The organism is Streptosporangium sp. G11, from assembly GCF_051192615.1.
GTDB lineage: Bacteria > Actinomycetota > Actinomycetes > Streptosporangiales > Streptosporangiaceae > Streptosporangium.
This window is the reverse complement of the sequence record NZ_JBPJUQ010000051.1, coordinates 35995-60224: the sequence shown is the minus strand read 5'-3', so window position 1 is coordinate 60224 and position 24230 is coordinate 35995. Positions and strand designations below refer to the sequence as shown.

Sequence of the window (24230 nt, the reverse complement as noted above, 5' to 3'; positions counted from 1 at the left end):
TGCCCGGTGGCCGAGGCCGGACGCCGCGTCGCACCGATAGCGGGGTCATCCCTTGGCGTCACGCGGGACGCGTGGAGGGGGGCGCGGGCCGAGCAGGTAACCGATTGGCAACACCCTTGTAATGTACGAACCAGTGAGTTAGTTTCCTGCCATCGTGCATCCCCCTATCTCCCAGCATGAGGAGCACCCGTGACAGTGCAGGGCAAACCCCGCAAAGCGGCAGCGGCGGCCTGGATCGGCAGTGCCTTGGAGTACTACGACTTCTTCATCTACGGCACCGCGGCCGCGCTGGTCTTCAGCAAGATCTTCTTTCCGTCCTCCTCGCCCGCGACGGGCACGCTCCTGGCGCTGGCCACCTTCGGCGTCGGCTACCTGGCCAGGCCGGTGGGCGCCCTCGTCCTCGGGCACGTGGGTGACAGGTTCGGCCGCAAGAAGGTCCTGGTCACCACCCTGGTGATGATGGGCGTGTCGACGTTCCTGGTCGGCTGCCTGCCCACCTACGACGAGGTCGGCGTGCTCGCGCCGATCCTGCTGGTGCTGCTGCGCCTGCTGCAGGGCTTCTCCGTCTCCGGCGAGCAGGCGGGCGCCAACTCCATGACGCTCGAACACGCCCCGGAGGGACGGCGCGCCTTCTACACCAGCTTCACCCTCAACGGCACCCAGGCCGGGCAGATCATCGCCACCGCCATCTTCCTGCCGATCGCCGTGCTGCCCGAGGAGCAGCTGCTGAGCTGGGGCTGGCGGGTGCCGTTCTGGCTGAGCATCGTGGTGGCCGCGGTCGGGCTGATCATCCGGCGCACCCTGGAGGAGACGCCCGCGTTCGAGCAGGAGGTCGCCTCCAACACCGTCGCCAAGCTCCCGCTGGCCGTGCTCTTCCGCGAGCACTGGAAGGACGTGCTGCGGGTGGTCGTGGCCGCGGTCATCGCCTCGGTGAGCACGATCTTCACCGTCCACGCCCTGTCCTACGCGGTCAACACCGTGGGGCTGGAGCGGGGCCCCATGCTGTGGGTGGGCGTCCTGGCCAACGTCGCCGCGGTGATCACCATCCCGATGTGGGGCGTCCTGTCGGACAGGATCGGACGCAAGCCGGTCTTCATCGGCGGGTCGCTGGGCTGCGCGGTGCTGATGTTCGCCTACCTGTGGTCGATCTCCGTCGGCGGCTACGTCCTGATCTTCGTGCTGGGCATCGTGATGTTCGGCGTCGTGCACAGCGCCACCAGCGCGGTCTGGCCCTCGTTCTACGGCGAGATGTTCACCACCAAGGTGCGGCTGTCCGGCATGGCGGTCGGCACCCAGATCGGCTTCGCGATCGCCGGCTTCGCGCCGACGGTGGCCACCGCGCTGGCGGGCACGGGCAGGGAGAGCTGGCTCGGCGTGTCGATCATCACGGCGGTGCTGTGCCTGGTCAACGTGGCCGCGGTGGCGACCGCCAGGGAGACCTACCGGGTTCCCACCGAGCAGCTCGGCCTCAGGCGCGCCGAGCCGGTGAAGGCGTGAACGAGTTCCGCGTCTACGCCATCCGCTACGCCGTGCGCGACGCCCGGCGCGGGGAGCACTTCCACGGCTACGACGCCCGCGCGGGGCAGCGGCACCCCACCTCGTACTACGTGTGGCTGGCGGTCTCCGAGCGGCACACCGTCGTCGTCGACACCGGCATCAGCCGCTCGCGCGCCCGGGACGTCGAGGGAATGGACTATCTCACCTCGCCGGTGGAGGCCGTGGCCGCGCTGGGCGTCCCCGCGGACTCCGTCGACCACGTGGTGCTGACCCACCTGCACTACGACCACACCGGCACCGCCCGCGAGTTCACCTCCGCCTCCTACGTGCTGCAGCGGGCGGAACTCGACTACTGGACCGGGCCCTGGGCGGACCGCGTCACCGGGGAACGCCGGCTGCTGAACGACGACGACCTGGCCCACCTGCTGGCCGCCCGCGAGGAAGGGCGCGTGACGCTGGTGGACGGCGACGCCGTCGTCGTGCCCGGCCTGAGCGTCCACCTGGTCGGCGGGCACACCGCGGGCATGCAGGTGGTGCGCGTCAACACCGCGCGCGGCGACGTCGTCCTGGCCTCCGACGCGAGTCACTTCTACGAGAACCTGGAAGGCGACCGCCCCTTCCCGATCCTGCACAGCATGACCGGCGTCTACGGCGCCTTCGACAGGATCGGGCAGCTGGCCGGCGGGCCGCGTCTCGTGGTCGCCGGCCACGACCCGGAGGTGCTCGAACGCTTCCCGCTGCTGGGGCCCGACGTCGCGGTGATCTCCGGCTGAGCGGGCGGCGGCCGCCGGCCCGGGGTGCCGGCTCGGGTGCCGGCCCGCTCGGGGGGGCGTCGCCCGCTCGCCGGGCGGGTGGGCGGCGAAACCCGCGGGCCGCGCCCGCCCTACCGGGGCAGGACCTCGATCTTGCCGGTGGGGCGGGCGCTGAAGGGGTCGTTGAAGAAGAACTCGCCCGGCCGGGTGAAGGTGTACCGGAACGACTCGCCCGGGTTGAGCCTGATGTCGAACAGTCCCTCGAAGAACTGGGTGGCGCCGTGGACGTTGACGTTGTCCGCGGGGTTGACGAAGGTGACCGTGGTGCCGACCGGCACCCGCAGGTGGGTGGGGGCCATCGCGTTCACCGCGGTGGACTCGGCCGTGCCGACCTGGCCGGTGGCGGCGTTGTAGGTGCGGGCGAGCACGACGGTGTCGTTCACGGCGGTGCCGTCGACGGGGCCGCCGGAGACTGGCCGCCGGATCACCGGCGCGGGCGGGGTGGCCGCGGGAGGCACGGTGCCGCCCAGCTTGAAGGCCCACAGGTGGTCGCCCCGGGCGGCTGAGTCGCCGTAGGGAATGCTGGTGCCGCCCGCGTAGACGGCGACGTACTGCTCCCCGTCGATCTCGTAGGAGATCGGGCTGCTGCTGACGGCGGCGCCGGTCTGCCAGCGCCACAGCTCGTGGCCGTCCCGGGCGTCCAGGCAGAGCAGGTTGCCGTCGGGCCGGCCGATGAACAGCAGGTCGGAGGCCGTGGTGAGGATGCCGTTGCCGTGCGCCAGCGAGTACGGCATGTTCCGCTTCCACCGGACCCGGTTGGTGCTCGGGTCCACGGCCACCACCCCGCCGGTCATGTACTCGCCGGGCGGCCGCAGCCCGTTGGACGGTTCGGTCAGCGAGTGCGCCGCCGCGACGTAGCCGAAGCCGGTGTACACCAGCCGGGTGCTGTGGCTGTAGGACTGGTGGTTCCAGTCGGCGCCGCCCCCGTGCCCGGGGATGGTGAGGATCGGCACGTCCCAGTGCGGGGTGAACAGGGACCCGATCTGGTAGTTCGGGACGGCGCGGTGCGGGAGGCCGGGGATCTCGGTGCCCAGCGGCTGCCGTACGGGGGCCAGCTCGGTCCAGCCGCCCTGGCGGGGGAAGGGCTGGGTCGGCCAGGTCTTCTGCCGGGGCTCCTGGGGGACGGGCACCTCGTCGATGCCCAGCGGGGCCGAGCCGTCGGCCCGGTCGAGGATGTAGTACATGCCGGTCTTGCTGCCGTAGACGACGAGCTTGCGGGTCCGGCCGTGGACGCGCGCGTCGAGCAGGACGGGCGCCATGACGTTGTCCATGTCCCAGATGTCGTGGTGGATGGACTGGAAGTGCCAGCGGTAGGCGCCGGTCTTCAGGTCCATCGCCACGATCGAGTTGGCGAACAGGTTCTGGCCGCCGCGCTCCGAGCCGTCCTGGGAGGAGCGGGCACCCCTGGCGTTGCCGAACGTCCAGTAGACCAGGCCGAGCTCCGGGTCGATGGCGCAGTGCATCCACGGGGTGGCGCCGCCGGTCTGCCAGGAGTCGCCCTCCCAGGTGTCGTTGCCGAACTCGCCGGGTCCGGGGGTGCCCCAGAAGTGCCAGGCCAGGTCGCCGGTCTCGGCGTCGAAGGCGAGCGCGGCGCCGCGCGGGCCGTCGTTGGTGCCGCAGTACAGCATGCCGTCGTGGTAGGTGACCGCGACCTTCTCCAGGTTGCCGTGGCCGTTGTGCTGCCGCTCCCAGATCACCTGGCCGGTGCGCTGGTCGAGGGCGATGAGCCAGTTGTCGTTGGCGCAGGTGTAGACCCTGCCGTCGCCGACCGCGACGCCGCGCCGGGTGACCGCCCCGCGGGTCTGCAGGTACTTCCATTTGACGGCGCCGGTGCGGCCGTCCACCGCGGTGACGTTGCCCAGGGCCGACTCGATGTAGAGCACGCCGTCCACGGCCACGGCGGTGCTCTGGCTGTTGCCCGCCATGAGGCCGCCCTCGATGTTGTTGACCCAGGCGGCCCGTAACCGTTTGACGTTGCCGCGGTGCAGGTCGCGCAGCCCGCTGTGGTTCTGGTTCGCCAGGTTTCCGCCGATCTTCGGGAAGTCGGTGTCGCGCCGGTGGGTGGTCGCGGCGGCCTGGCCGGCCGGGGCGAGCACGGCAGCGGCGGCGGCGGCCATGAGCAGCTCTCTGCGACGGATCATGATCATCCTCTCACTAGTCCACTAGGTGGATTGATAGTTCCGAGTGATGGACGCACGATAGATCTTGCCTCCGGCGGGGTCAATAACCTTTCGACCGATGAGCGGATTCTTGGTTCCACTAGGTGGACCAAAGGGTCAGCGCTTCATCAGCACCCAGCGCAGGCCCACCAGGATCGCCGCCATGCCGAGCACGCTCAGCGGCGAGATCGGCTCGCCGAGCAGCACCAGCCCCCACAGCACGCCCGAGATCGGCACGAGCAGGTTCACCGTGGCGGTCCTGGCCGGCCCCAGCCGGTCGATCAGCCGGTAGAACAGCAGGTACGCCACCCCGCTGCCGAGGATGCCCAGCCCGGCCACCCCGGCGGCCACCGGCGGCGTGACCGGGCCGGGCGGCGGGAAGACGGCCACCAGGGGGAGCAGCAGCACGGCGGCGCCGAGCTGCTGCCCGGTGGCCACCACGAGCGGCCGCACGTCCCGGAAGTGCCGGGCGGCGTAGCTCGCGCCGTACGCGAACACCGCCGCGCCCGCCAGCCCCGCCAGTACACCGGCCCAGCCGCCCGGCCCGACGTCCAGGCCGCGCTCGGCCATCACCAGCGCCACCCCGCCCGCCCCGGTGGCCAGCCCGGCCAGTTTCAGCCCGGTGAACCGGTCGCGGCCCGCCGCCACCTCGATGGCGAGGGCGAACAGCGGGCTCACCGAGTTGAGCACCGCGGCGGTGCCCGCGTTCATGGTCGTCATGGCCAGCGACAGCAGCAGGAACGGCAGCGCGGCCGACAGCGCGCCCAGCACCAGGAACCGGCCCGGAGGCGGCCCGCGCAACCTCTCGCCCCGCGCGAGCACCACCGCCAGCAGCAGGCAACCGCCCAGCGCGGCACGGGCCGCGCTGACGCCGACCGGGCCGAGCGCGCCGACCGCCGACCGGGTGAAGACGAACGACAGCCCGAACAGGGCCGCGCACGTGGCCAGCAGCACCCCCGGGCGGGCCGTCAAAGGCCCAGGTAGATACGCCGCACCTGGGGATCGTCACGAAGCTCGGCCGAGGTGCCGGTGGCGGCGATCTCCCCGTTCTCCATCACCAGGCAGGTGGTGGTGACGTCGAAGGTGAGCTTGGCGTTCTGCTCGACCAGCAGGATGGCGAGCCCGTCGGCGTTGAGCCGCTTGAGGACGCCGGCGATCTCCGCCACGAGAATCGGCGACAGGCCCATCGAGGGCTCGTCGAGCAACATCATCCTGGGCCGGCACATGAGCGCCCGGCCGACGGCCAGCATCTGCTGCTGCCCGCCGGACAGCGCGCCGGCCAGCCGGTGGCGCATCTCGGCGAGGACCGGGAACAGCTCGAACACCTCGTCGATGGGCGTGTTCTTCCAGCTGCTGGTGTAGGCGCCGAGCAGCAGGTTCTTCTCCACGGTGAGCCCGGGGAAGACGTGCCTGCCCTCGGGGACGTAGCCGAGCCCGTGCCGTACCAGGGTGTGCGGCGCGGCGCGCAGCAGGTCGTGCTCGCCGAAGCGGATCGCCGTGGCCTGGCGGGGCGCCAGGCCCATCACGGCCTTGAGGGTGGAGGACTTGCCGGCGCCGTTGGCGCCGATGATGCCCAGCGCCTGGCCGGGCTCGACGGTGAAGCTCACGCCGTGGGCGGCGCGGACGCCGCCGTAGTGGACCGACAGGTTCTCGACGGTCAGTGTCATCGGGGTCGTCATCGGGTCGCCTCCTCGACGGCGGACTCGGTGGGGGCGGCCATGGAGTCGCCGAGGTACGCCTGCACGACGGCGGGGGCGACCGCGACCTCGGCGGGGGTGCCGTCGGCGATCACCTTGCCGCCGGACAGTACGGTGACGTGGTCGCACAGCGACATGACCAGCCCCATGTTGTGCTCGATCACCACCACGGTGACGCCGGAGTCCCTGATGGAGCGGACGATGTCGCCGAGCTGGCGTACCTCCTCGCCGTTCAGCCCGGCGGCGGGCTCGTCGAGCAGGAGCAGCGACGGCGACATCGCCATCGCGCGGGCCATCTCGATGCGCCGCTGGATCCCGTACGGCAGCGAGCGCGGGACGCCGGCGGCGTAGTCCGCCAGCCCGAACCTGGTGATGATCTCGTCGGCGCGCGCCCCGAGCGCCCGTTCGTAGCCGAACACCCTCCAGGGCAGCGCCAGGTAGCGCCAGATCCAGGAGGTCCTGGTGCGGTCGAGGCTGAGCAGGATGTTCTCCCGGACGTCGAGGTCCTCGAACAGGCGCAGGTTCTGGAAGGTGCGGGCGACCCCGCGCTGGGAGAGCCGGTACGGCCTCGCCCCGGTCACGTCGTGCCCGTGCAGGCGCACCGAGCCCGCGCTGGGCGTGTAGAAGCCGCTGACGATGTTGAACAGGGTCGTCTTGCCCGAGCCGTTGGGGCCGACGACGCCGCGGATCTCGCCGCCGGTGACCGTGAGGGAGACGTCGTCGAGGGCGGTCAGCCCCTTGAAGCGCATCGTCACGCCCCGGACCTCAAGCACGTCCCCGCCGGACGCGGCGTGCTCGGCCCGCTCGTAGGGCTGGAAGGGGTGCAGCCGCACCCGCGTTCCCGGATCGCGGCGCCGCAGCAGGGACCGGAGGCGGCGGGGCAGCCCGGCCAGTCCGGTGGGGGCGAAGACCACCACGAGGACCACCACGATGCCGTAGCCGAGCTGGGCGTAGGCCGAGGCGTCCAGCAGCGCCTCGCGCACCATGGCCAGCGCGACGGCGCCGATGACGCAGCCGATGATGCTGGCCCGCCCCCCGATGATCACCATCGCGAGCAGCAGGAACATGTTGGCGATGTTGAACGACTCGGGCGCCACGAAACGGATGAGCCCGGCGTACAGGACGCCGGCCAGGCCGCCGTACACGCCGGACAGCACGAAGGCGGTCATGCGCAGCAGCGGGATCTCCGCGCCGAGCGCGCCGGCCGCCAGGTCGTCGTCGCGCATCGCGCGCAGCCTGCGGCCGAGCGGCGAGTGCGTGACGAACAGCGCGAACGCCAGCGCGAGCGCGAAGACCACCAGCTCGACGTAGTAGAACAGGTACGCGCTGGACAGGTCGAGCCCGAACAGCACCGGCACGGGGATGTCGCTGATGCCCTCGGCGCGGCCCGCGATGTGGGCGTTGGTGACCCAGTTGGTGAAGGCCAGCGCCAGGCCGAGGGTGACGATGCCGAGATAGTGCGACTGCATCCGCAGCGCCGGGACGCCCACCAGCACGCCGAAGATCACGGACACGACCAGGGCGAGCGCCGCCGCGCTCCAGAAGCCGAAGCCCGCCCGCGTGCACAGGATGGCGACGGTGTAGGCGCCGACGCCGAAGAAGGCGACCTGGGCCAAATTGATCTGCCCGGCCACGCCCATGGTCAGGCCCAGGCCGATGGCGAGGATCGCGAAGATGATCGCGACGTTCACGACGTGCATGGAGTAGCCGCCCAGCCCGTACGGCAGCAGCCAGGCGGCCACCGCGAGGGGGGCGAGGTATGCCAGACGTTTCAAGCTCGGTTCACCGTCGTCTCTCCGAAGATGCCGGTGGGGCGGATCATCACGATGACCGCGAACACCAGGAACGTGACCAGCTCGGAGTACTCCTGGAAGTTGCCGGCCGCGAAGGCGTCCAGCAGTCCGAAGGTCATGCCGCCGACGATCGCGCCGGGCATGCTGCCGAACCCGCCGAGCATGGCCGCGGCGAACCCCTTGATGCCCAGGGTGCCGCCCATGGTCGGGTTGACGTACAGCATCGGCCCGATCAGGCTGCCCGCCAGCGCCGCCAGGCCCGCGCCGATCGCGAAGGCCATCGCGTTGCTGCGGCCGACGTGGATGCCGACCGCGGTGGCCGCCTGGTGGTCCATGGCCACCGCCTGCATGGCCGCGCCGCGCTTGGTGCGCTGCAGGAACAGCGCGAGCAGGCCGGTGGCGGTCGCCGCGACGGCGATCACCAGCAGGCTGTAGGTGGGGATGCGGATCCCGCCCAGGTCCAGCGGCGCGGTCGGCACGGGGGAGGGGACCGCGTGGCCGGTCGCCCCCCAGATGAGCACGGCGCCCGCCTCCAGGACGGCGCCGAAGCCGATCGTGCCGATCAGCATCAGCGTGAAGTCCTTGTTCTCCAGCGGCCGCAGGAAGCGCTCGATGATCAGCCCGATGAGACCGGTGACCCCGATGGCCACCGCCACCGCGATCGCGAACGGCAGCTGGGTGGCCAGATAGAACGTGGAGGCGGCGTACGCGCCGATCATCACGACGCTGCCGTGCGCGAAGTTGACCAGCCCCATGGTCCGGTAGACGATCGAGAACCCCATCGCCACCAGCGCGTACACCGCTCCGAACGTGACCCCGCCGATCAGGGTCTGAAGGAATACCTGCACGTCAGCTCGCGTCTTCGGGAACGACCGTGCCGCCCTTGACCAGGCCGATCTTGGTGGCGTGGATGCCGACCCCGGACTCGTTGTAGTCGTAGTCGCCCAGCAGCCCGGCGCGCTTCACGCCGCGGATGGCGTCGGCCAGCGGCTGGCCGCCCGCGCCCTTGGTCTGCTTGAGCGCCTCGATCAGGATCGACGCGCCGTCGTAGGCCTTGGCGACGTGCATCCGGGCGTCCTCGTTGTAGACGGCCTTGTACTTGGCGGCGAACTCCTTGATGGGCTCGCTGGCCTCGTTGCTCAGGTACGGCGAGCTCACGACGGAGCCCTCGGCGTTGTCCAGGCCCGCGGTGGTGGCGTACACGTCGGTGCCCATCGGGGCGCCGCCCGCGAACAGCGCCTTCAGGCCCAGCTCGCGCGACTGCTTGGCGATCAGGCCGGACTGGACCTCCTCGGCGCCGATGAACAGCACCTCGGGCTCCTGCTCGCGGATCTTGGCGAGGTTGGCGTTGAAGTCCTTCTGGTCGGGGGTGACGACCTCGTCGGCGATCGCCGTGATGTTCCTGGTCTTGAGCGCGGCCAGGAACGCGTCGTGCTCACCGGCGCCGTACGCGCCGTTGTTGCTGATCAGCGCGATCTTCTTGTAGCCCTTGTCGTCCACCAGGTACTTGGCGAGCGTCTCGTCGAACGTGACGCTGGTCGGCGCGTTCAGGAACAGGAACGGGCTCTTGAGGTCGGCGAGCTTGGGCGACTGGCCCGAGGTGATGTTCGGGATCTTGGCGTCCTTGAGGATCGGGGCCATGGCCAGGGTGACCGCGCTCTCGGCGGTGCCGAGCATCGCGACGTAGCCCTCGCTGGAGATCTTCCTGGCCAGGTTGGTGCCCACGGTGGGGTCGCCCTGGCTGTCGAAGAGGTCGAGCTTGATCTGCCGTCCGTTGACACCGCCCGCCTTGTTGACCTCGTCGATGGCGAGCTTGACGCCCTTGTGCTCCCACTGACCGAGCGGGCTCAGCTGCCCGCTCTGCGCGTTGACGTTGGCGATCTTGATGGGACCGGTGGCGTCCGCCTCCTGGGCGGCCTGCTGGCCGGGGGCGGAACAGGCGGCGAGCGCCATCAGTGCCACGGCGGAAACGGAAACTCTTGCGGAGAACAAGTGATTCACCTCATTGGGGGGTGGAGGAAAGTGCGGTGATCGACACGGCCCCGTAATGCACGGACTAGTACGTTAGTTATACGGCCTTGCGAAACCCGGGGAAATACCGAACGGGCAACGGTTTCAGTCGGGGAAAACGCCCTGATAGATGTCCTTGATGTTCCAGTGCCCGGGGGTCGGCACCGGCTCGTTGACCATCGGCACGTCGATGAGCGCGGGCCGGCGGTTCGCCACCGCCGAGCGCAGGGCCGCCCCGAACTCCTCCGGCGCGGCGACGGTGTGCCCGTCGGCGCCGCACGCGGCGGCCAGCGCCGCGAAGTCGGGACTGTAGGGGAGCCCGGCGGGGTCGGTGAAGTCGCAGCCGTGGCTGCGGCCGAAGTTCGCGGACTGCAGGTCGGAGATGGTGCCGTGCGCCCTGTTGTTCATCACCACGAAGACCACCGGCGCGCCCTGCTCGACGGCGAGCGGCAGGGCGGGCAGCTGGGCTCCCATGCCGCCGTCGCCGATGAGCGCGACCACGACGTCGTCAGGCCGGGCGAGCTGGACGCCGACGGCGGCGGCCGGGCCGAACCCCATGGTGGAGGCGCCGCCGGGGGCGATGAAGCGGCCCTCGGCCGGCAGCTCGTAGCACTGCGCGACACCGTTCTTGTTCCAGCCCACGTCGGTCACCAGGGTCGCGCCGGGCGGCAGCGCGTCGCGCAGGTCGGCGAGGATGCGCTCGGGCCGCAGCGGGAAGGCGTCGCTGCGGCCCCGCTCGCGGCTCCCGGCGAACAGCTCCGTCCTGGCCTCGCGGATGCGCTCGCGCAGCTCGGGCCGGTCCGCCGGCGGATGGGACGTGACGGCCTCGGCCAGCGCCCGCACGGCGAGCCCGACGTCGGCGACGGCGCCGATCTCGACCGGGTAGTTGCGGCCGATCTCGGCCGGGTCGATGTCGATCTGGATCAGCCTGCCGCGGTCGCCGAGCGTCCAGGTGAAGCGGGGATCCCACGAGCTGGCGTCGGTCTCGGCGAACCGGGTGGCCAGCGCCAGCACCACGTCGGCGTCCCTGGCGTAGGCGTTGGTCAGCTCCAGTCCCCAGAACCCCGGCATGCCGAGCACCAGCGGGTGCGCGTCGGGGACGGTGCCCTTGGCCATCAGCGAGTGCGCGATCGGGATGTCCAGGTGCTCGGCCAGCGCCAGCAGCGCCTCGGAGTCCTCGCGCAGGCCGCCGCCGACGTACAGCAGCGGCCGCTCGGCGCCCGCGAGGGCCTCGGCGATCCGCTCCGCCGTCGCGGCGGGCAGGCCCGGCGGCGCGGCGTGGCTGATCGGCGGATACGGCGCCGCGGGCCGCGAGAAGACGTCCATCGGCACGTTGACCAGCACCGCCCCCGGCCTGCCCGACGTCGCCGTCCAGAAGGCCCGCTCGACGGAGCGGCCCAGGTCCTGGGCCCGCCGCACGTTCCAGGCGCGCTTGACGAAGGGCCGGAAGACCGACGCCTGGTCGGCGTCGGCGTGCAGGTTGATCTCCTGGTGCGGGTGGCGGCCGTGGTAGTAGGACGGGATGTCGCCGGAGATCACCACCATCGGCACCGAGTCGAGCGCGGCGGTCATCACCCCCGTGGCGGCGTTGGTCAGGCCGGGACCGACGTGCACGAGCAGCACGCCGGGCCTGCCCGAGGCACGGGCATAACCGTCGGCCGCGTGCGCCGCCGCCTGCTCGTGGCGGGCGATGACGAAGCGGACGCGGCTGTCGGCCAGCGCGTCGAGCACGGCGATGTTGGTGTGCCCGCAGGTGCCGAAGACGTGGTCGACGCCGAGGTCCTCAAGCTGGGTGACGAGCGCGTGGGCGGCGGTGGTCACTGTTCTCCCCAGATGGTCAGCCCGCGAAGGAGCAGGGTCTTGGTCACGGTGAAGTCCTCGATCATCCAGCGGGGCGACTCGCGGCCGATGCCGGAGTCCTTCACGCCGCCGAACGGGAGGTGGTCGAGACGGAAGTTCGACGAGCCGTTCACGACCAGGCCGCCCACCTCGAGCTCCCGCCAGGCGGTGACGATGCGGCGCACGTCGTGGGTGAACAACCCCGCCTGCAGGCCGAAGGTGCTGCGGTTGCACTCCTGGACGACCTCGTCGAAGCCGTCGTAGGGGAGCACCGCGACGAGCGCGCCGAAGACCTCCTCGCGGACGACCTTCGCGTCGGCGGGCGGCGCGACGACCACGGTCGGCGCCATCACCGCGCCCGCCCGGCTGCCACCGGTCGTCACCACCGCGCCGCCGCGCGCCGCCTCCTCGGTCCATCGCTCCACGCGCTCGGCGGCCTCGTCGTCGACCATCGAGCCGACGTCGGTCGCCGGGTCGAGCGGGTCGCCCACGGTCAGCGCCCGCACCTCGTCGGTCAGCGCCCGGGTGAACTCCTCGAACCTGGCGCGCTGCACGTAGACGCGCTGGACGGAGACGCAGCTCTGGCCGGAGTTGCTGTACCCGGTGCGCGCGCAGACGCGCGCGGCCTCCGCCACGTCGGCGTCCTCGCAGACGATGGTGGCGGCGTTGCCGCCGAGTTCGAGCAGCACCCGCTTGGGCCCGGCGGCGTGGGCGACGGCGGCACCGGCCGTGACGCCGCCGGTGAAGCTGACCACGGCGATCTCCGGCGCGGCGCACAGTCGCGCGCCCACGTCACCGCCCCCGTGCAGGAGCTGGACGGCCTCCTCCGGCATCCCGGCCTCCAGCAGCAGCCGGACCAGGGCGGTGGAGACGGCCGGGGCCTGCGGCGGCGGCTTGACGACCGTGGTGTTGCCGGCCGCGAAGGAGGCGGCCAGCTTGTGGGCCAGCAGGTTCGCCGGGGCGTTGAACGGCGTGATCGCCAGCACCGGGCCGGCCGGGGCGCGCTGCGTGATCGCGGTGTTGCCCACCCCGCGGGCCCAGCCCGCCACGGGGAGGACCTCGCCGCCGATCGCCCTGGCCTCGGCCGCCGCGACGGCGAACGTGTCGGCCACCCGCAGCATCTCCCCGCGGCCGTCCTTGAGCGGCTTGCCCAGCTCCAGGGCCAGGAGCAGGGCGAACTCCTCGGTGCGGGCGGCGACCGCGGCCGAGGCGCGCTCCAATATCGTCGCGCGGGTGGCCGGGGCCAGCCGCGCGACCGCCCCGGCCCCCCGGCGCGCGTAGTCGAGCGCGGTGGTGATGTCGCCGGGCCCGGCGAGCCGGGCCCTGCTCACGATCCGCCGCGCGTACGGGCCGACGCGGTCGGAACGGGGGCCTGTACTCAGCCACTTCCCGGCGATCAAGCATTCGGCTTCGTGGACTGCGTCCATGTCATCTCCATAGAGATCCGCTTAACGGTTCTCCTGAACCGCACTGTGGATCTCCTCACGGTATGAGGGCGGCAAAGGTTCTGGCAAGAGGGGTAAGGGATCCATATAGTGGAGCATGTGGACCGCTGCGCGGACTAGTGTTAGCGTACGGACCGCATGCGAGAGTGAGTGGAAGATTCACCTTCGACGCACAAGTGAGGACCCGTGCCTTCGACGAACAACCCAGCAGAATCCGGTGACGGCGGGGGCGGTGTGCGCAGCGTCCAGCGGGCGTTCGACATCTTGTCCCTGCTCACCGAGGACCGCCGGACGCTGACGATCCGCGAGGTCGTCGACGAGACGGGCCTGGCCAAGACGACGGCGCTGCGCCTGCTGCAGACCCTGGAGCACATGGGGCTGCTGTGGGCCACGCGCAAGGGCTACGCCGCGGGGCCGGCGCTGTGGCGCTGGGCGCATCTCGCGCGCCACGCCTGGGAGCTGCCCGCGGAGACCGTCCAGCTCATGCGCGAGCTGGGGGAGCGGCACCGGGAGACCGTCAACCTCTACGTCCTGCGGGACGTCCACCGCATCTGCATCGCCCAGCAGGAGAGCCCGCAGCCGCTGCGCCACGTCGTGCGGGTCGGCGACGAGCTGCCCCTGTGGGCGGGCGCCGCCTCGAAGGTCCTGCTCAGGGACGCCCCGGTGAGGCTTCTGTCGCGCATCGCCCGCTCCTCGCCGGACGGGGAGGAACACCTGGCGACGTTGCGGGAGTGGATCGCCGGGGCAGCCAGGGACGGCTACGCGGCCAGCCACGGCGAGCGCGAGCCGGGCCTGTCGGCGGTGGCCGTCCCCGTGACGGGCGCGTCGGACGCGACCGTGGCGGCGCTCTCGCTGAGCGGCCCGACGGTCCGCTTCGGCGAGGAGCGTGTCCGGGAGTTCGTCGCGGACCTGCGGGAGGCGGCCAAGCGCATGTCGGACCGCGGCTTCGACCATCCCCTGACCTGACCTTATGGAGCGTGAATGCAGCAGTTGCCACTGGACGGCATCAAGGTCGTGGACCTGACCAACGTTCTGGCCGGGCCGTACTGCAGCTACCAGCTGATGCTGTTCGGCGCGGAGGTGGTCAAGGTCGAGATGCCCGGCGGCGGGGATCTCGCCCGCCGCCTCGGCCCCGATCCCCAGCTCAACCAGGAGGGGATCGGCGCCTCCTTCCTGGCCCAGAACGCCGGGAAGAAGTCGGTCGAGCTCGACCTGAAGAGCCCGGAGGGCAGGCGGGCGTTCGAGGCCATGGTCTCCGGCGCCGACGTCCTGCTGGAGAACTTCAGGGCCGGGGTCCTGGAGCGGCTCGGCTACGGCTGGGACCGCCTGCGGGAGCTCAATCCGGGCCTGGTCTACTGCGCGATCTCGGGGTTCGGCCAGAGCGGCCCGATGAGCGGGGCGCCCGCCTACGACCAGATCGTCCAGGGGCTGTCCGGCATGATGAGCGTCACCGGCACCCCCGAGACGGTGCCGCTGCGCGTCGGCTTCCCGATCTGCGACTCGATCGGGGGGCTGATGGCCGCACTGGCGATCTCCGCCGCCCTGGCCGGGCGCGAGCGCGGCGGGACCGGCTGCTTCCTGGACCTGTCGATGCTGGAGGCCTCCGTCTCCGCGATGGGCTGGACGGCCTCCAACTACCTGGTCAGCGGCGTCGAGCCGGAGCCGATGGGCGACCAGAACGCCACCGCCGCGCCGTCGGGCACCTTCGAGACCGCCGACGGGCCGCTGAACATCGCGGCCAACCAGCAGGCCCAGTTCGAGACGTTGTGCCGCCTCGTCGGGCGGCCGGACCTGCCCGCCGATCCCCGGTTCGCCGCGAGAGAGGCGCGCAAGGCCAACCGCCAGGCCCTGAACCACGAGCTCAACCAGGCGTTGCGGGCCAAGAAGGCGCTGGAGTGGGAGGAGATCCTCTCACGCGAGGGCGTCCCGGCCGCCCGCATCCTCACCGTGGCCCAGGCGTTGGCGCTCGACCAGCTCCGCGACCGCGGCTTCCTGACGGAGCTGCCTTTTCCCGGTGGCGACGAGCGCCGCGTGACGGTCACGGGCAACGGCGTCCTCATCGACGGCGCCGCCCTGCGCCCGCGCCATCCCGCCCCCCTCCTCGGCCAGCACAACGCGGAGTTCGGGGTGGCGTCATGAGCATCGTGGCCGACTGGTGGGGAACGTCGGTGTCCCGGATCGAGCCCAACGTCATCGAACTGCAGGGCAGGCCGGTGCAGGAGCTGATCGGGCGGATCGGCTTCACCGAGATCATCTGGCTCATGCTCCGCGGGCAGCCGCCGGACGAGCGGCAGGCCGCGCTGCTGGAGGCGGCGCTGGTCTCCTCGGTGGACCACGGCCCGCACGCCCCGTCGATCGCCGCCGCCCGGATGGCGATCACCTGCGGCGTCGGGCTGAACAACGCCGTCGCCACCGGCGTCAACCTGCTGGGCGACGTGCACGGCGGCGCGGGGGAGCAGTGCGTGGAGCTGCTGGACGAGGTCGTGCGCACCGGTGACGCGGCCGCCACGGTGGCCCGCTGGCGGGCCCGCGACAAGTATCTGCCCGGGTTCGGGCACCGCTTCCACACCCGTGACCCGCGCCGCGACCCGCTGCTCGGCCTGGTGGACGAGGCCGTGGCCGGCGGCGTGGTGGCCGGCGCCCACCTGCGCGCGGCCCGTCAGGTGGAGGAGCTGATCAGCCCGGTGCCGATGAACATCGACGGCGCCACCGCGGTCATCTACGCCGAGCTGGGCTTTCCCGCGCCGCTGGCCCGCGGCCTGTTCGTGCTGAGCCGCAGCGTGGGCATCCTCGCGCACGCCTGGGAGGAGGCGGGCCAGGGCCGCCGCAACAAGGGACCCATCCCGCCCTCCATCCTGCCCACCGACCTCAGGGCCTGACGCGAGCGCGTCCACCGTGTGATCGCGACCGCCTCCACCGCGTGATCGCGCCCGGTTCCTCGCGCCGGGCCGCCGGCCCCCGCGCCGGGCCGGTCGCGTCCGGTTTCGCGGCCAGGTTCGCGGCCGGTTCCATGAGCGGGGCTGGCACCGTACCGCCAATGGTCCGCTGGGCGGATCCGCGGATCCATCCGACGGACGCACGACAAGCCGGGCGCGGGGTGAGAACAAGAGCTTGTCCGGGGCGCCGGCGCTGGATACGCTCAAGACCTTCCAGTGGACCAGCAGGTCCATCTAGTGGACCAAGGCACGTGAGGTGCTCATGCGCATCAGGCGTACGTCCCTGTCCATCGCCGCCGCCGGCGCGGCGGTACTCCTGCTCACCGCCACATCCCCCGGCTCCGCGGCCTCGCCGGGCCACGACAGGGGGGCGGAGAACCTCGGCGACCCCGACTACGGCGTCTGCCGGGGCACCGACCCCCGCTGCTACCACGACTGGGGCAACTTCGACCCCGCCGAGGGCTACCGCCTGCTCGTCTACAGCCGCACGGCCGGCCCCCGCCACGCCCACCTGGGGACCCCGCTCGGCCCCGGCGTGAACCCGCCGCTCAACGACGACAACGTCGCGGTCAAGGCCGTGATCAAGCTGGGGCGGGAGAACGGGTTCGCCGTCGACTACACCGAGGACGTCACCCAGCTGTCCTCGGCGGGCAGGCTGCTGCCGTACAACGCCGTGATGTTCCTCAGCACCACGCGCGACACCCTCGACGACGCCGCGCAGACCGCGCTGCGGCAGTACATCCGCGCCGGCGGCGGCTTCGTCGGCGTCCACAACGCCTTCGGCACCGAGTACAACTGGCCCTGGTACGAGGGCCTGCTCGGCAACGCCAACTTCTACGACCACAGCGCCAACCAGCCCGGAGTCGTCGAGACCGTCGGCAGGCGGGACGCCTCCACCCAGGGGCTGCCGCAGCGCTGGGCGTTCTCCGACGAGTGGTACAACCTCGTGCCGTTCCCGACGCGGGTCCGGGTGCTGGCCAAGGTGGACGAGAGCACGCTGGCCCGAGGCGTGCGCGGCAACCTCGGCCACCCCGGCCACGGCAGGGACCACCCGGTCAGCTGGTGCCAGTACTACGACGGCGGCAAGGCCTGGCTCACCACCCTCGGCCACGACGTCAAGGCGTGGACCGACGAGCCCATGGAGGGCGATCGGTACTTCGTCCAGCACCTGCTCGGCGGGGTCAGGTCGGTGCTCGGCATGGCTCCGTTCTGCCGCTGACCCGGGGAGTCCCGGCCACCGCCGGAGGCCGCCCGCCCGTATTCCCGGGGCGGACGGCCTCTAGGCGGGGGTGCCGGCGTTGAGGTGGTAGAGCGCGCCGAAGAGCGGCCAGGTCAGAGCGGCCATCTCGGCCGGGGACCGCGGGCATCCGCGCTGGAGCCAGTCGGCGGCCACGCCGATGAGCGCCCCGGCGGTGAACGCGGCCGGGACGTCGTGCGGGATTTCCGGCGCCGGGCCCGCGTGCTCCGGGAGACCGCCGGCGGCCTGGTGCAGGCGGTCGTAGACGGTCGCGGCGATGCGGCGGCGGATGTGGTCGACGACGCGCGCGCTGCCCTGCGGTCCCAGCAGGGCGCGGTAGAGCCCGGCGTGCTCGGCGAGGCTGGCGAAGAACGCCTCCAGTGACCGGGTCGCCTCCGGTGCCGGATTCGCCGACTCGGGACCGGGGGAGGGTAGGGACCCGATCAGCCCGTCGATCATCGCGGTGCAGGCGGCCTCGGCCAGCTCGTGGACGTCGCGGTAGTGGTCGTAGAAGGTCGAGCGGCTCACCTCGGCGCGTTCGGCCACGTCGGCGACGGTGATCCGGGAAAGGTCGTGCTCCTCGACGAGCTGGATCAGCGCGCGTGCCAGGGCTGTCTGGGTGCGGCGCACGCGCCGGTCGCCGGAGGGAATGTTGCTGTTCTTGGTCGTGGCCACGCCTTTCACTTTACCGTAAAACTACACCTGCAGGTTTCCCGACACATGTAGGGTAGTTTGACGGTGCAGGACGACCGAAAGGACCGCGTCATATGCGGGCTCGCCGTGGGCGATGGGGGGGAGCGCGACACCTGGCGGCCCTCCGCGCCCGCCCGGCGGCGGCGAGGAGCGGCACGGCCTGACCGACCCATCCATTCGCAAGGAGATACGCATGAGTGTCGACGAGCAGGTCCTGCGCTACCCGATCCCCAGCGACACGGCGCTGGAGCCGCCCGCGGAGTGGGCCGAGCTGCGCGGAGAGTGCCCGGTGGCGCACGTGAGGCTGCCCGGCGGTGACCGGGCGACGCTGCTGACCCGCTACGAGGACGTCAAGCGGGTGCTCGCCGACCCGCGCTTCACCCGCCAGCTCAACGCCCCCGACGCGGCGCGGCTGTCGGCGGAGGGGGGCGGGGTGTTCAGCAGCGAGATGGCGCAGATCATCCCCGACGGGGGCGACGAGCACCAGCACTGGCGGCGCCTGGTCGGCAAGTGGTTCACCGCCAAGCGGATGGCCGCTCTGCGGCCCACGATGACCCAGATCGCCGAGCGGCTCATCGACGACATGGTCGAGCGCGGCCAGCCCGGTGATCTCAAGGCGAGCCTCGGCTTCCCGCTACCGGTCTACGTCATCTGCGACATGCTCGGCGTGCCGGCACAGGACCGGGACCGCTTCTCGTACTGGTCCGACGCCCTGCTCAACCTCACCCGTTACAGCAAGGCCGAGATCGATGCCGCTCAGGGCGAGTTCTTTCAGTACATGTCCGACCATGTCACCGCCAAGCGCGCCGAGCGGGGCGAGGACCTGCTGAGCGAGCTGATCGCGGTCGGCGGTCCGGAGGACGGCGGGCTGTCCGACATCCAGATCCTGGTCACCGGCATGGCCCTGCTGGTCGCCGGGCACGAGACCACCGCCAACATGATCGGCAAGATGGTCTCCATGCTGCTGGCCGACCGTGGCCGGTGGGAGCGGCTGCTCGCCGACCCGTCGCTGATCCGCACGGCGGTGGAGGAGACCCTGCGGCTCGACGCCAACTCCGGCTTCGGCCTGCCGCGCTACCTGCGCGAGGAGACCGAGGTCAGCGACACGACCCTGCCCCGCGGCACCACCGTGGTGTGCAGCATGGCCGCGGCCAACCGCGACGAGAACGCCTTCGAGGCCGCCGGCGAGATGGACCTGGGCCGCAGCCCGAACCCGCACCTGGCCTTCGGCGTGGGCGCCCACTCCTGCCTGGGCCAGGCGCTGGCCCGCACCGAGTTGCAGGTCGTGCTCGAAGTGCTGCTGCGCAGGCTCCCGACCCTGGAGCTGGCCGTCCCGGTGGAGAAACTGGAGCGCGTGGAAGGGCTGGCCGTCGGCGGCCTGCGCACGGTCCCGGTCCGCTGGTGACCCGGCACCGCCACACCCGGCCGACAGAGAGGAACCCGGTATGAAGGTCACCGTGGACGAGACCAAATGCTGCGGTGCCGGTCAGTGCGTGCTGATCGCGCCGGAGGTGTTCGACCAGCGTGACGACGACGGCATCGTCGTCCTGCTCGACCCCGAGCCGGGCGCGGACCAGCACACCCTGGTCCGCGAGGCCGTCGCCGTCTGCCCCACCGCCGCCATCGGGCTGAGCGAGCAGGCGTGAGCGCCGGGCGCGCGGAGGGCGGTGCGAGGGCCGCCCTCCGCCCGTGAAGGAGGTCAGGCGCGCGTCAGCGGGATCTCCGCCTGCAGCCTGTACGTGTCGTCCGCCGTGGTGCCGGCCCGCAACGTCCCCCCCCATCCGGGACACCCGGGCGGTCAGGTCGCGGATCCCCGAGCCGCCCCCCTCGCCCGCCGAGGTCACCGCCTGGGCGCCGGCCGGATCACCGGCGGGCACGATTCCGTCGTTGACCATCCTCATCGTGAGCCGGTCGTCCCGGCAGGCCAGCGTGATCTCGCAGTTCTCCGCCCTGCTGTGCCGCAGCAGGTCGGCGACCCCCTCGCGCAACACCGTGGCGAGCGTGGCCCGCACGTCCGGCGTCAGTTCGCAGGGCTCCAGCCGCAGGGTCACGTTGATGTTCACCGCGGTGAGCATGGCCCGCGCGGACGCGATCTCCTGGTCGAGTGACCGCTCGCGGTAGGAGGAGGCCACGGCGCGCACGTCGGACAGGGCCCGGCGGGAGATGCCGAGGATCTCGGCCAGTTCCCCGAGGGCCTGTCCGGGCCGCAGGGGGATCAGGCGGTGCGCCAGTTCGGTCTTCAGCGTGATGGCCGACAGTGAGAAGCCGAGCAGGTCGTGCAGGTCGCGCGCGAAGCGCAGGCGCTCGCGGGCCACGGCCAGGCCCGCGAGCTCGGAGCGGGCCTCGTCCAGCTCCTTCACCAGCGACCGCAGCCGGGACAGGCCGTAGACGACGAGACCGATCACCGCGGTCAGGTTCGTGACGTAGACGGCCTCCGGCGGCACGCCGGTGAACCGGTACTGGACGAGCCCGGTGACCAGCGCGATCACGCCGAACACCGGCCAGCCCGCGAGCGGGCGCAGGACGAGCAGCGCGTCACCGGCCAGGAAGCCCGGCATGCCGGTCCAGCCATCGCCGTAGAACGCGAGGGGCGCCAGCGTCACGGCCGCCTGCGCGAGCAACGCCGCGCGGCCCCACCGGCCGCGCACGTCCGCGCGCGGGTTGCTGAAGAACCCCAGCTGCAGGGCCATCATCACGGCCAGGCAGAACGCGGCCGGCGCGACGTGGCCGAACGTCGCGCTCGTGGCCACCACGTACTGGAAGGCGTTCACGACGAAGCCGGCGAACACCACCGTGACGACGAGGAGCGCCAGCCGGGGGGCGAGCCCCGCCGCCCCGCCCCCGGAGTCGTTTCCCCGCGCCGGCACGGAGCCGAGGCGTCCTGCCACAACATGCTCCCCTGTGACGAGTGGAGGACTGCGTCGTCGGAGCGCAATGCTACCGGGTGCCCCAGCGGTCTCCCGCTAGTTTTCTCTCTCCCCTATATGGGGATAAATCCGGTCCTCGTGCCGCGTGACCTCGTGGAAGGTGCGGCGGTAGGCCGCGGGGGAGCGCCCTCGGGCACCCCGCCGGCCGGGTGCCCGGGGGATTCCTCGCGGGGAGGGGAGACACGCGGTCAGCGCGAGGAGCCCCTGAGCGGCAGCGACCACACGTAGGCGAAACCCGCGCCCGCCCCGTGGTCGAAGGTGTCTCCCGCCTCGTAGGTGGCCAGCGAGTCGCTGTAGCGGGAGTTCGGTGAGCGGCGGCTGACGATGGAGCAGGTCCCCTTGTAGAGCTCGACGGTCACCTCGCCCGTCACCTGCGGCTGCAACGTGGAGACGAAACCGTCCAGGGCGCGGCGCAGGTCGGAGAACCAGTAACCGTAGTAGGCGAGTTCGGCGTAGCGCTGCGCGAGGCCCTGCTTGTGGTGCAGCGTCTCGCGGTCGAGGACGATCGCCTCCAGTTCCTCGTGCGCGGCCATCAGCACGGTCGCCGCCGGCGCCTCGTAGATGCCGCGGGTCTTGAAACCCACGATGCGGCTCTCGACGATGTCGACCCGCCCCACGCCGTGGCGGGCGGCGATCGCCGTCAGGCGGGCCACCAGGTCGGCGAGTTCCAGTTTGTCGCCGTCGAGGGAGACGGGGATCCCGGCCTCGAAGCCCACCGTGACGAGCTCGGCCAGGTCGGGGGCGGCCTTGGGGTCGGTGGTCAGCTGCCAGGCGTGGCCGGGCGGCGGCCGGTCGATGTCGTCGAGCTCGCCGCACTCGATGCTGGTGCCCCAGATGTTGGTGTCGATGCTGTAGGGGTTCTCCTTGCTGACCGACACCTCGATGCCGTGTTCCCGCGCGTAGGCGATCTCCGCCTCGCGGGCGGTCAGCTCCCAGTCGATGACCGGCGCGAGCACCCGCAGCCCCGGGTCGAGGGCGGTCACGCCGGTGAAGAACCGCACCTGGTCGTTGCCCTTGCCGGTGGCGCCGTGCGCCACGGCGTCCGCGCCCTCGGCGTGGGCGATCTCGACCATGCGCTGGGCGATCAGCGGCCGCGACAGCGGCGCGGCCAGCAGGTACTTGTTCTCGTAACGCGCGTGCGCCTGCAGGGCGGGTAGCGCGAAATCCCTCAGGTACCTGTCGGTGAGCGGCTCCATGTAGACCTTCGAGGCGCCGGTGCGCAGCGCCCGCTCCCGCACGGTCTCCAGCGACTCCAGCTGGCCGATGTCCGCGCAGAACGCGATGATCTCGGCGTCGTGGCGCCGCTTGAGCCAGTGCAGGGCCACGGACGTGTCGAGGCCGCCGGAGTAGGCCAGAACGATCTTCATGACAGCTCTCCGTTGAGCGTGGGCAGATCGGGGGCGATACGGCCGAGGGCCTTGCCGACGTCGGCTCCGCCGGCGACGTCGCGGGCCGCGCCGAAGGCGGCCTCGTACGCGCTGCGGAGTCTTCGCCGTGTCCCGTCGAGCCAGGCGGCGTGGGCGGTCACGGCCGCGCGCAGCTCGGCGCGCACGGCCGTGACGCTCTGCGGCGAGGTGCCGCCGGGGCTGGTGTAGCCGGCCACCGCGGTGGCGGGCGCGAAGATGCGGGCGAGCACGGGTTCGGCCACGGGATGGCCGAGGCCGGCGAGGATCTCCGCGCCGGCGGCCGTGTCACGAAGCGTCGAGCCCCGCTTGATGAGGGCCGAGACGAGCGCGCCGCTGACGTGGTGCGCCTCGCGGAACGCGAGCCCCGAGTCGGCGACCAGGTGGTTGGCCAGCTCCGTGGCCGTGGAGAAGTTGTCCCAGCACAGCTCCTCGCCCCGGCCGCTGTCGAAGCGCAGCCCCCGGGTCTGCCCGGCCACGATGCGAAGGGTCGAGAGATAGGTGTCGATGGCGTGCCACAGATACGGCTTGTCCTCCTGGAGGTCGCAGCTGTAGCCGAGGGTCACCCCCTTGGCCATGGTGAGGAGCTGGACGAGGGTGCCCACCGTCCGCCCGGTGCGCCCCCTGGCCAGCTCGGCGACGACCGGGTTCTTCTTCTGGGGCATGATCGAGCTGCCGGTGGCGTAGGCGTCGGAGACCTCGACCAGGCTGTACTCGTGCCCGCTCCACATGACGATCTCCTCGGCCATGCGGGACAGGTTGTTGCCGCCGATCGCGAAGGCCGAGGCGCTCTCGATGAGATAGTCGCGGGCGCTGGTGGCGTCCAGGGCGTGGCTGAGCACGCCGCGGAACCCGAGCAGCCGGGCGGTGAGCTCGCGGTCGAGCGCGAAGGACGTGCCGGCCAGCGCGCAGGCGCCCAGGGGCGACTCGTCCGTCCGGTCGAACACGCCGCGCAGCCGGCGCACGTCACGCAGGAGCATGCTCGCGTGCGCGGTCTTCCAGAAGGCGACGGAGATCGGCTGGGCGGCCTGGCTGTGGGTGTAGCCGGGCAGGATCGCGAGCAGATCCTCCTCGGGGAAGCCGATCAGCTCGCCGATCAGCTCCAGGTTCGCCGCGACCGCGTCGAGCTGGACCCGCCGCAGGTACATGCGGGTGTCCGTGGACACCTGGTCGTTGCGTGACCGCGCGGTCTGCAGGTGGCCGCCGATCTCACGCCCCAGATCCTCGATGACCTTCTGCTCGATGTTGAAGTGGACGTCCTCGAGCTCGGGGCGCAGCCGCAGCTCCCCGCGCTCGCTCTGGTCCCACAGCCGCAGCAGCGAGCCGAGCAGCGCCCGCGTCACCTCGCCGGTGACGATCCCCCGGGCGCCCAGCATCAGCACGTGCGCGATGTCCTGCCACAGGTCCGCGAAGACGAGACGCTCGTCGACGTCCACGGTGAGCGTGTAGTCGAGAACGTCCTGGGTGATGTCCTCGTCGAAACGGCCGCCCCATAACTTGTCAGTCAAGGCCTGTTCCTTTGATCGTGAAATCCCGATTACCAGACGGCAGCCTGACCAGCGTTATCCGCTCTGGAGGGCCTGGCTGACACCGCGTTATGCATTCCCGGCGGACGGCACGGCGGATATAAGAATCACGGCGCCGGGGAACAATCACCGACAAACCGGTCCGACGACGCCTGAATAATGCACCAGGCGATCTATCCGAGTCAATGGAAGATCACTACTTTTTTGTGGGGGTTGTGAGGGGGCGCCACTCGTGTGCCGGCCCGGGTGTGGCGCC

General features: G+C 71.6%; 20 protein-coding genes and 1 pseudogene. 9 read left to right on the top strand and 12 right to left on the bottom strand.

What is annotated here, in order from left to right:
• The first annotated feature begins 189 nt into the window (after window positions 1-189).
• Entirely contained in the window at window positions 190-1497 is a 1308-nt protein-coding gene (locus tag ACSDR0_RS34670; protein ID WP_435293149.1) for an MFS transporter, read from the top strand.
• Window positions 1494-2270: an N-acyl homoserine lactonase family protein gene (locus tag ACSDR0_RS34665; protein WP_435293148.1), complete on the top strand. Its 777-nt coding sequence runs from the start codon at window positions 1494-1496 to the stop codon at window positions 2268-2270. Before ACSDR0_RS34670 ends, ACSDR0_RS34665 begins: the two co-directional genes overlap by 4 nt.
• A 110-nt stretch (window positions 2271-2380) precedes the next feature.
• Here ACSDR0_RS34665 and ACSDR0_RS34660 read toward each other — a convergent pair whose 3' ends face one another.
• The 8 genes from ACSDR0_RS34660 to ACSDR0_RS34625 all read right to left on the bottom strand — a co-directional run bounded on the left by ACSDR0_RS34660 (window position 2381) and on the right by ACSDR0_RS34625 (window position 13234).
• Window positions 2381-4450 carry a PQQ-binding-like beta-propeller repeat protein gene (locus tag ACSDR0_RS34660; RefSeq protein WP_435293147.1) on the bottom strand — a complete coding sequence of 690 codons (2070 nt, stop codon included), beginning with the start codon at window positions 4448-4450 and terminating at the stop codon, window positions 2381-2383.
• A 135-nt stretch (window positions 4451-4585) separates the two neighbouring features.
• Entirely contained in the window at window positions 4586-5440 is an 855-nt protein-coding gene (locus ACSDR0_RS34655) for a DMT family transporter (RefSeq protein ID WP_435293146.1), read from the bottom strand.
• Window positions 5437-6147, bottom strand: a complete 711-nt coding sequence (locus ACSDR0_RS34650; protein WP_435293145.1) for an ABC transporter ATP-binding protein — start codon at window positions 6145-6147, stop codon at window positions 5437-5439. The genes ACSDR0_RS34655 and ACSDR0_RS34650 overlap by 4 nt, the downstream gene beginning before the upstream one ends.
• Entirely contained in the window at window positions 6144-7940 is a 1797-nt protein-coding gene (locus tag ACSDR0_RS34645) for a branched-chain amino acid ABC transporter ATP-binding protein/permease (protein ID WP_435293144.1), read from the bottom strand. The genes ACSDR0_RS34650 and ACSDR0_RS34645 overlap by 4 nt, the downstream gene beginning before the upstream one ends.
• On the bottom strand, window positions 7937-8806 hold the full coding sequence (locus tag ACSDR0_RS34640) for a branched-chain amino acid ABC transporter permease (RefSeq protein ID WP_435293143.1): 870 nt from the start codon (window positions 8804-8806) through the stop codon (window positions 7937-7939). Before ACSDR0_RS34640 ends, ACSDR0_RS34645 begins: the two co-directional genes overlap by 4 nt.
• Window position 8807: 1 nt before the next feature.
• Window positions 8808-9911, bottom strand: a complete 1104-nt coding sequence (locus ACSDR0_RS34635; protein ID WP_435293170.1) for an ABC transporter substrate-binding protein — start codon at window positions 9909-9911, stop codon at window positions 8808-8810.
• Between the two features lie 162 nt (window positions 9912-10073).
• Entirely contained in the window at window positions 10074-11789 is a 1716-nt protein-coding gene (locus ACSDR0_RS34630; protein ID WP_435293142.1) for a thiamine pyrophosphate-binding protein, read from the bottom strand.
• Entirely contained in the window at window positions 11786-13234 is a 1449-nt protein-coding gene (locus ACSDR0_RS34625; protein ID WP_435293141.1) for an aldehyde dehydrogenase family protein, read from the bottom strand. Before ACSDR0_RS34625 ends, ACSDR0_RS34630 begins: the two co-directional genes overlap by 4 nt.
• A 204-nt stretch (window positions 13235-13438) precedes the next feature.
• Here ACSDR0_RS34625 and ACSDR0_RS34620 point away from each other — a divergent pair, with 204 nt between their 5' ends.
• The 4 genes from ACSDR0_RS34620 (at window position 13439) to ACSDR0_RS34605 (ending at window position 17407) form a co-directional block, all read left to right on the top strand.
• A complete protein-coding gene (locus ACSDR0_RS34620) occupies window positions 13439-14218 on the top strand; it encodes an IclR family transcriptional regulator (RefSeq protein WP_435293140.1) in 780 nt (259 codons plus the stop codon).
• A 15-nt stretch (window positions 14219-14233) separates the two neighbouring features.
• The gene (locus ACSDR0_RS34615) at window positions 14234-15391 is read left to right on the top strand and encodes a CaiB/BaiF CoA transferase family protein (protein WP_435293139.1); all 1158 of its coding nucleotides are present in this window, start codon (window positions 14234-14236) and stop codon (window positions 15389-15391) included.
• Window positions 15388-16131 (top strand): citryl-CoA lyase, encoded by a 744-nt coding sequence (locus ACSDR0_RS34610; RefSeq protein ID WP_435293138.1) that lies wholly within the window; start codon window positions 15388-15390, stop codon window positions 16129-16131. Before ACSDR0_RS34615 ends, ACSDR0_RS34610 begins: the two co-directional genes overlap by 4 nt.
• 319 nt (window positions 16132-16450) lie before the next feature.
• Window positions 16451-17407, top strand: a complete 957-nt coding sequence (locus ACSDR0_RS34605) for a ThuA domain-containing protein (protein WP_435293137.1) — start codon at window positions 16451-16453, stop codon at window positions 17405-17407.
• Between the two features lie 60 nt (window positions 17408-17467).
• Here ACSDR0_RS34605 and ACSDR0_RS34600 read toward each other — a convergent pair whose 3' ends face one another.
• A complete protein-coding gene (locus ACSDR0_RS34600) occupies window positions 17468-18100 on the bottom strand; it encodes a TetR/AcrR family transcriptional regulator (RefSeq protein ID WP_435293136.1) in 633 nt (210 codons plus the stop codon).
• Window positions 18101-18311: 211 nt separating this feature from the next.
• On the opposite strand from ACSDR0_RS34600, the gene ACSDR0_RS34595 reads away from it, so the two are divergent.
• The 3 genes from ACSDR0_RS34595 to ACSDR0_RS34585 all read left to right on the top strand — a co-directional run bounded on the left by ACSDR0_RS34595 (window position 18312) and on the right by ACSDR0_RS34585 (window position 20239).
• Complete coding sequence (locus ACSDR0_RS34595; RefSeq protein ID WP_435293135.1) at window positions 18312-19523, top strand: cytochrome P450; 1212 nt, start codon at window positions 18312-18314, stop codon at window positions 19521-19523.
• Between the two features lie 40 nt (window positions 19524-19563).
• On the top strand, window positions 19564-19764 hold the full coding sequence (locus ACSDR0_RS34590) for a ferredoxin (protein WP_435293134.1): 201 nt from the start codon (window positions 19564-19566) through the stop codon (window positions 19762-19764).
• Window positions 19765-20005: 241 nt separating this feature from the next.
• Complete coding sequence (locus ACSDR0_RS34585; protein ID WP_435293133.1) at window positions 20006-20239, top strand: hypothetical protein; 234 nt, start codon at window positions 20006-20008, stop codon at window positions 20237-20239.
• Between the two features lie 44 nt (window positions 20240-20283).
• On the opposite strand, the pseudogene ACSDR0_RS34580 reads toward ACSDR0_RS34585, so the two are convergent.
• From ACSDR0_RS34580 to argH, 3 genes and pseudogenes are all read right to left on the bottom strand, one after another.
• Window positions 20284-20676 (bottom strand): annotated as a pseudogene (locus tag ACSDR0_RS34580) (histidine kinase); the annotation flags it as partial.
• A 557-nt stretch (window positions 20677-21233) separates the two neighbouring features.
• The gene (locus ACSDR0_RS34575) at window positions 21234-22412 is read right to left on the bottom strand and encodes an argininosuccinate synthase (protein ID WP_435293132.1); all 1179 of its coding nucleotides are present in this window, start codon (window positions 22410-22412) and stop codon (window positions 21234-21236) included.
• On the bottom strand, window positions 22409-23956 hold the full coding sequence (gene argH / locus ACSDR0_RS34570; protein ID WP_435293131.1) for an argininosuccinate lyase: 1548 nt from the start codon (window positions 23954-23956) through the stop codon (window positions 22409-22411). The genes ACSDR0_RS34575 and argH overlap by 4 nt, the downstream gene beginning before the upstream one ends.
• Between the last annotated feature and the right edge of the window lie 274 nt (window positions 23957-24230).

Coding starts and splice junctions, on each gene's coding strand:
- ACSDR0_RS34660 (WP_435293147.1), bottom strand. CDS start 4,450: ATGATCCGTCGCAGAGAGCTGCTCATGGCCGCCGCCGCCGCTGCCGTG.
- ACSDR0_RS34650 (WP_435293145.1), bottom strand. CDS start 6,147: ATGACGACCCCGATGACACTGACCGTCGAGAACCTGTCGGTCCACTAC.
- ACSDR0_RS34635 (WP_435293170.1), bottom strand. CDS start 9,911: ATGGCGCTCGCCGCCTGTTCCGCCCCCGGCCAGCAGGCCGCCCAGGAG.
- ACSDR0_RS34625 (WP_435293141.1), bottom strand. CDS start 13,234: ATGGACGCAGTCCACGAAGCCGAATGCTTGATCGCCGGGAAGTGGCTG.
- ACSDR0_RS34615 (WP_435293139.1), top strand. CDS start 14,234: ATGCAGCAGTTGCCACTGGACGGCATCAAGGTCGTGGACCTGACCAAC.
- ACSDR0_RS34610 (WP_435293138.1), top strand. CDS start 15,388: ATGAGCATCGTGGCCGACTGGTGGGGAACGTCGGTGTCCCGGATCGAG.
- ACSDR0_RS34605 (WP_435293137.1), top strand. CDS start 16,451: ATGCGCATCAGGCGTACGTCCCTGTCCATCGCCGCCGCCGGCGCGGCG.
- ACSDR0_RS34595 (WP_435293135.1), top strand. CDS start 18,312: ATGAGTGTCGACGAGCAGGTCCTGCGCTACCCGATCCCCAGCGACACG.
- ACSDR0_RS34590 (WP_435293134.1), top strand. CDS start 19,564: ATGAAGGTCACCGTGGACGAGACCAAATGCTGCGGTGCCGGTCAGTGC.
- ACSDR0_RS34575 (WP_435293132.1), bottom strand. CDS start 22,412: ATGAAGATCGTTCTGGCCTACTCCGGCGGCCTCGACACGTCCGTGGCC.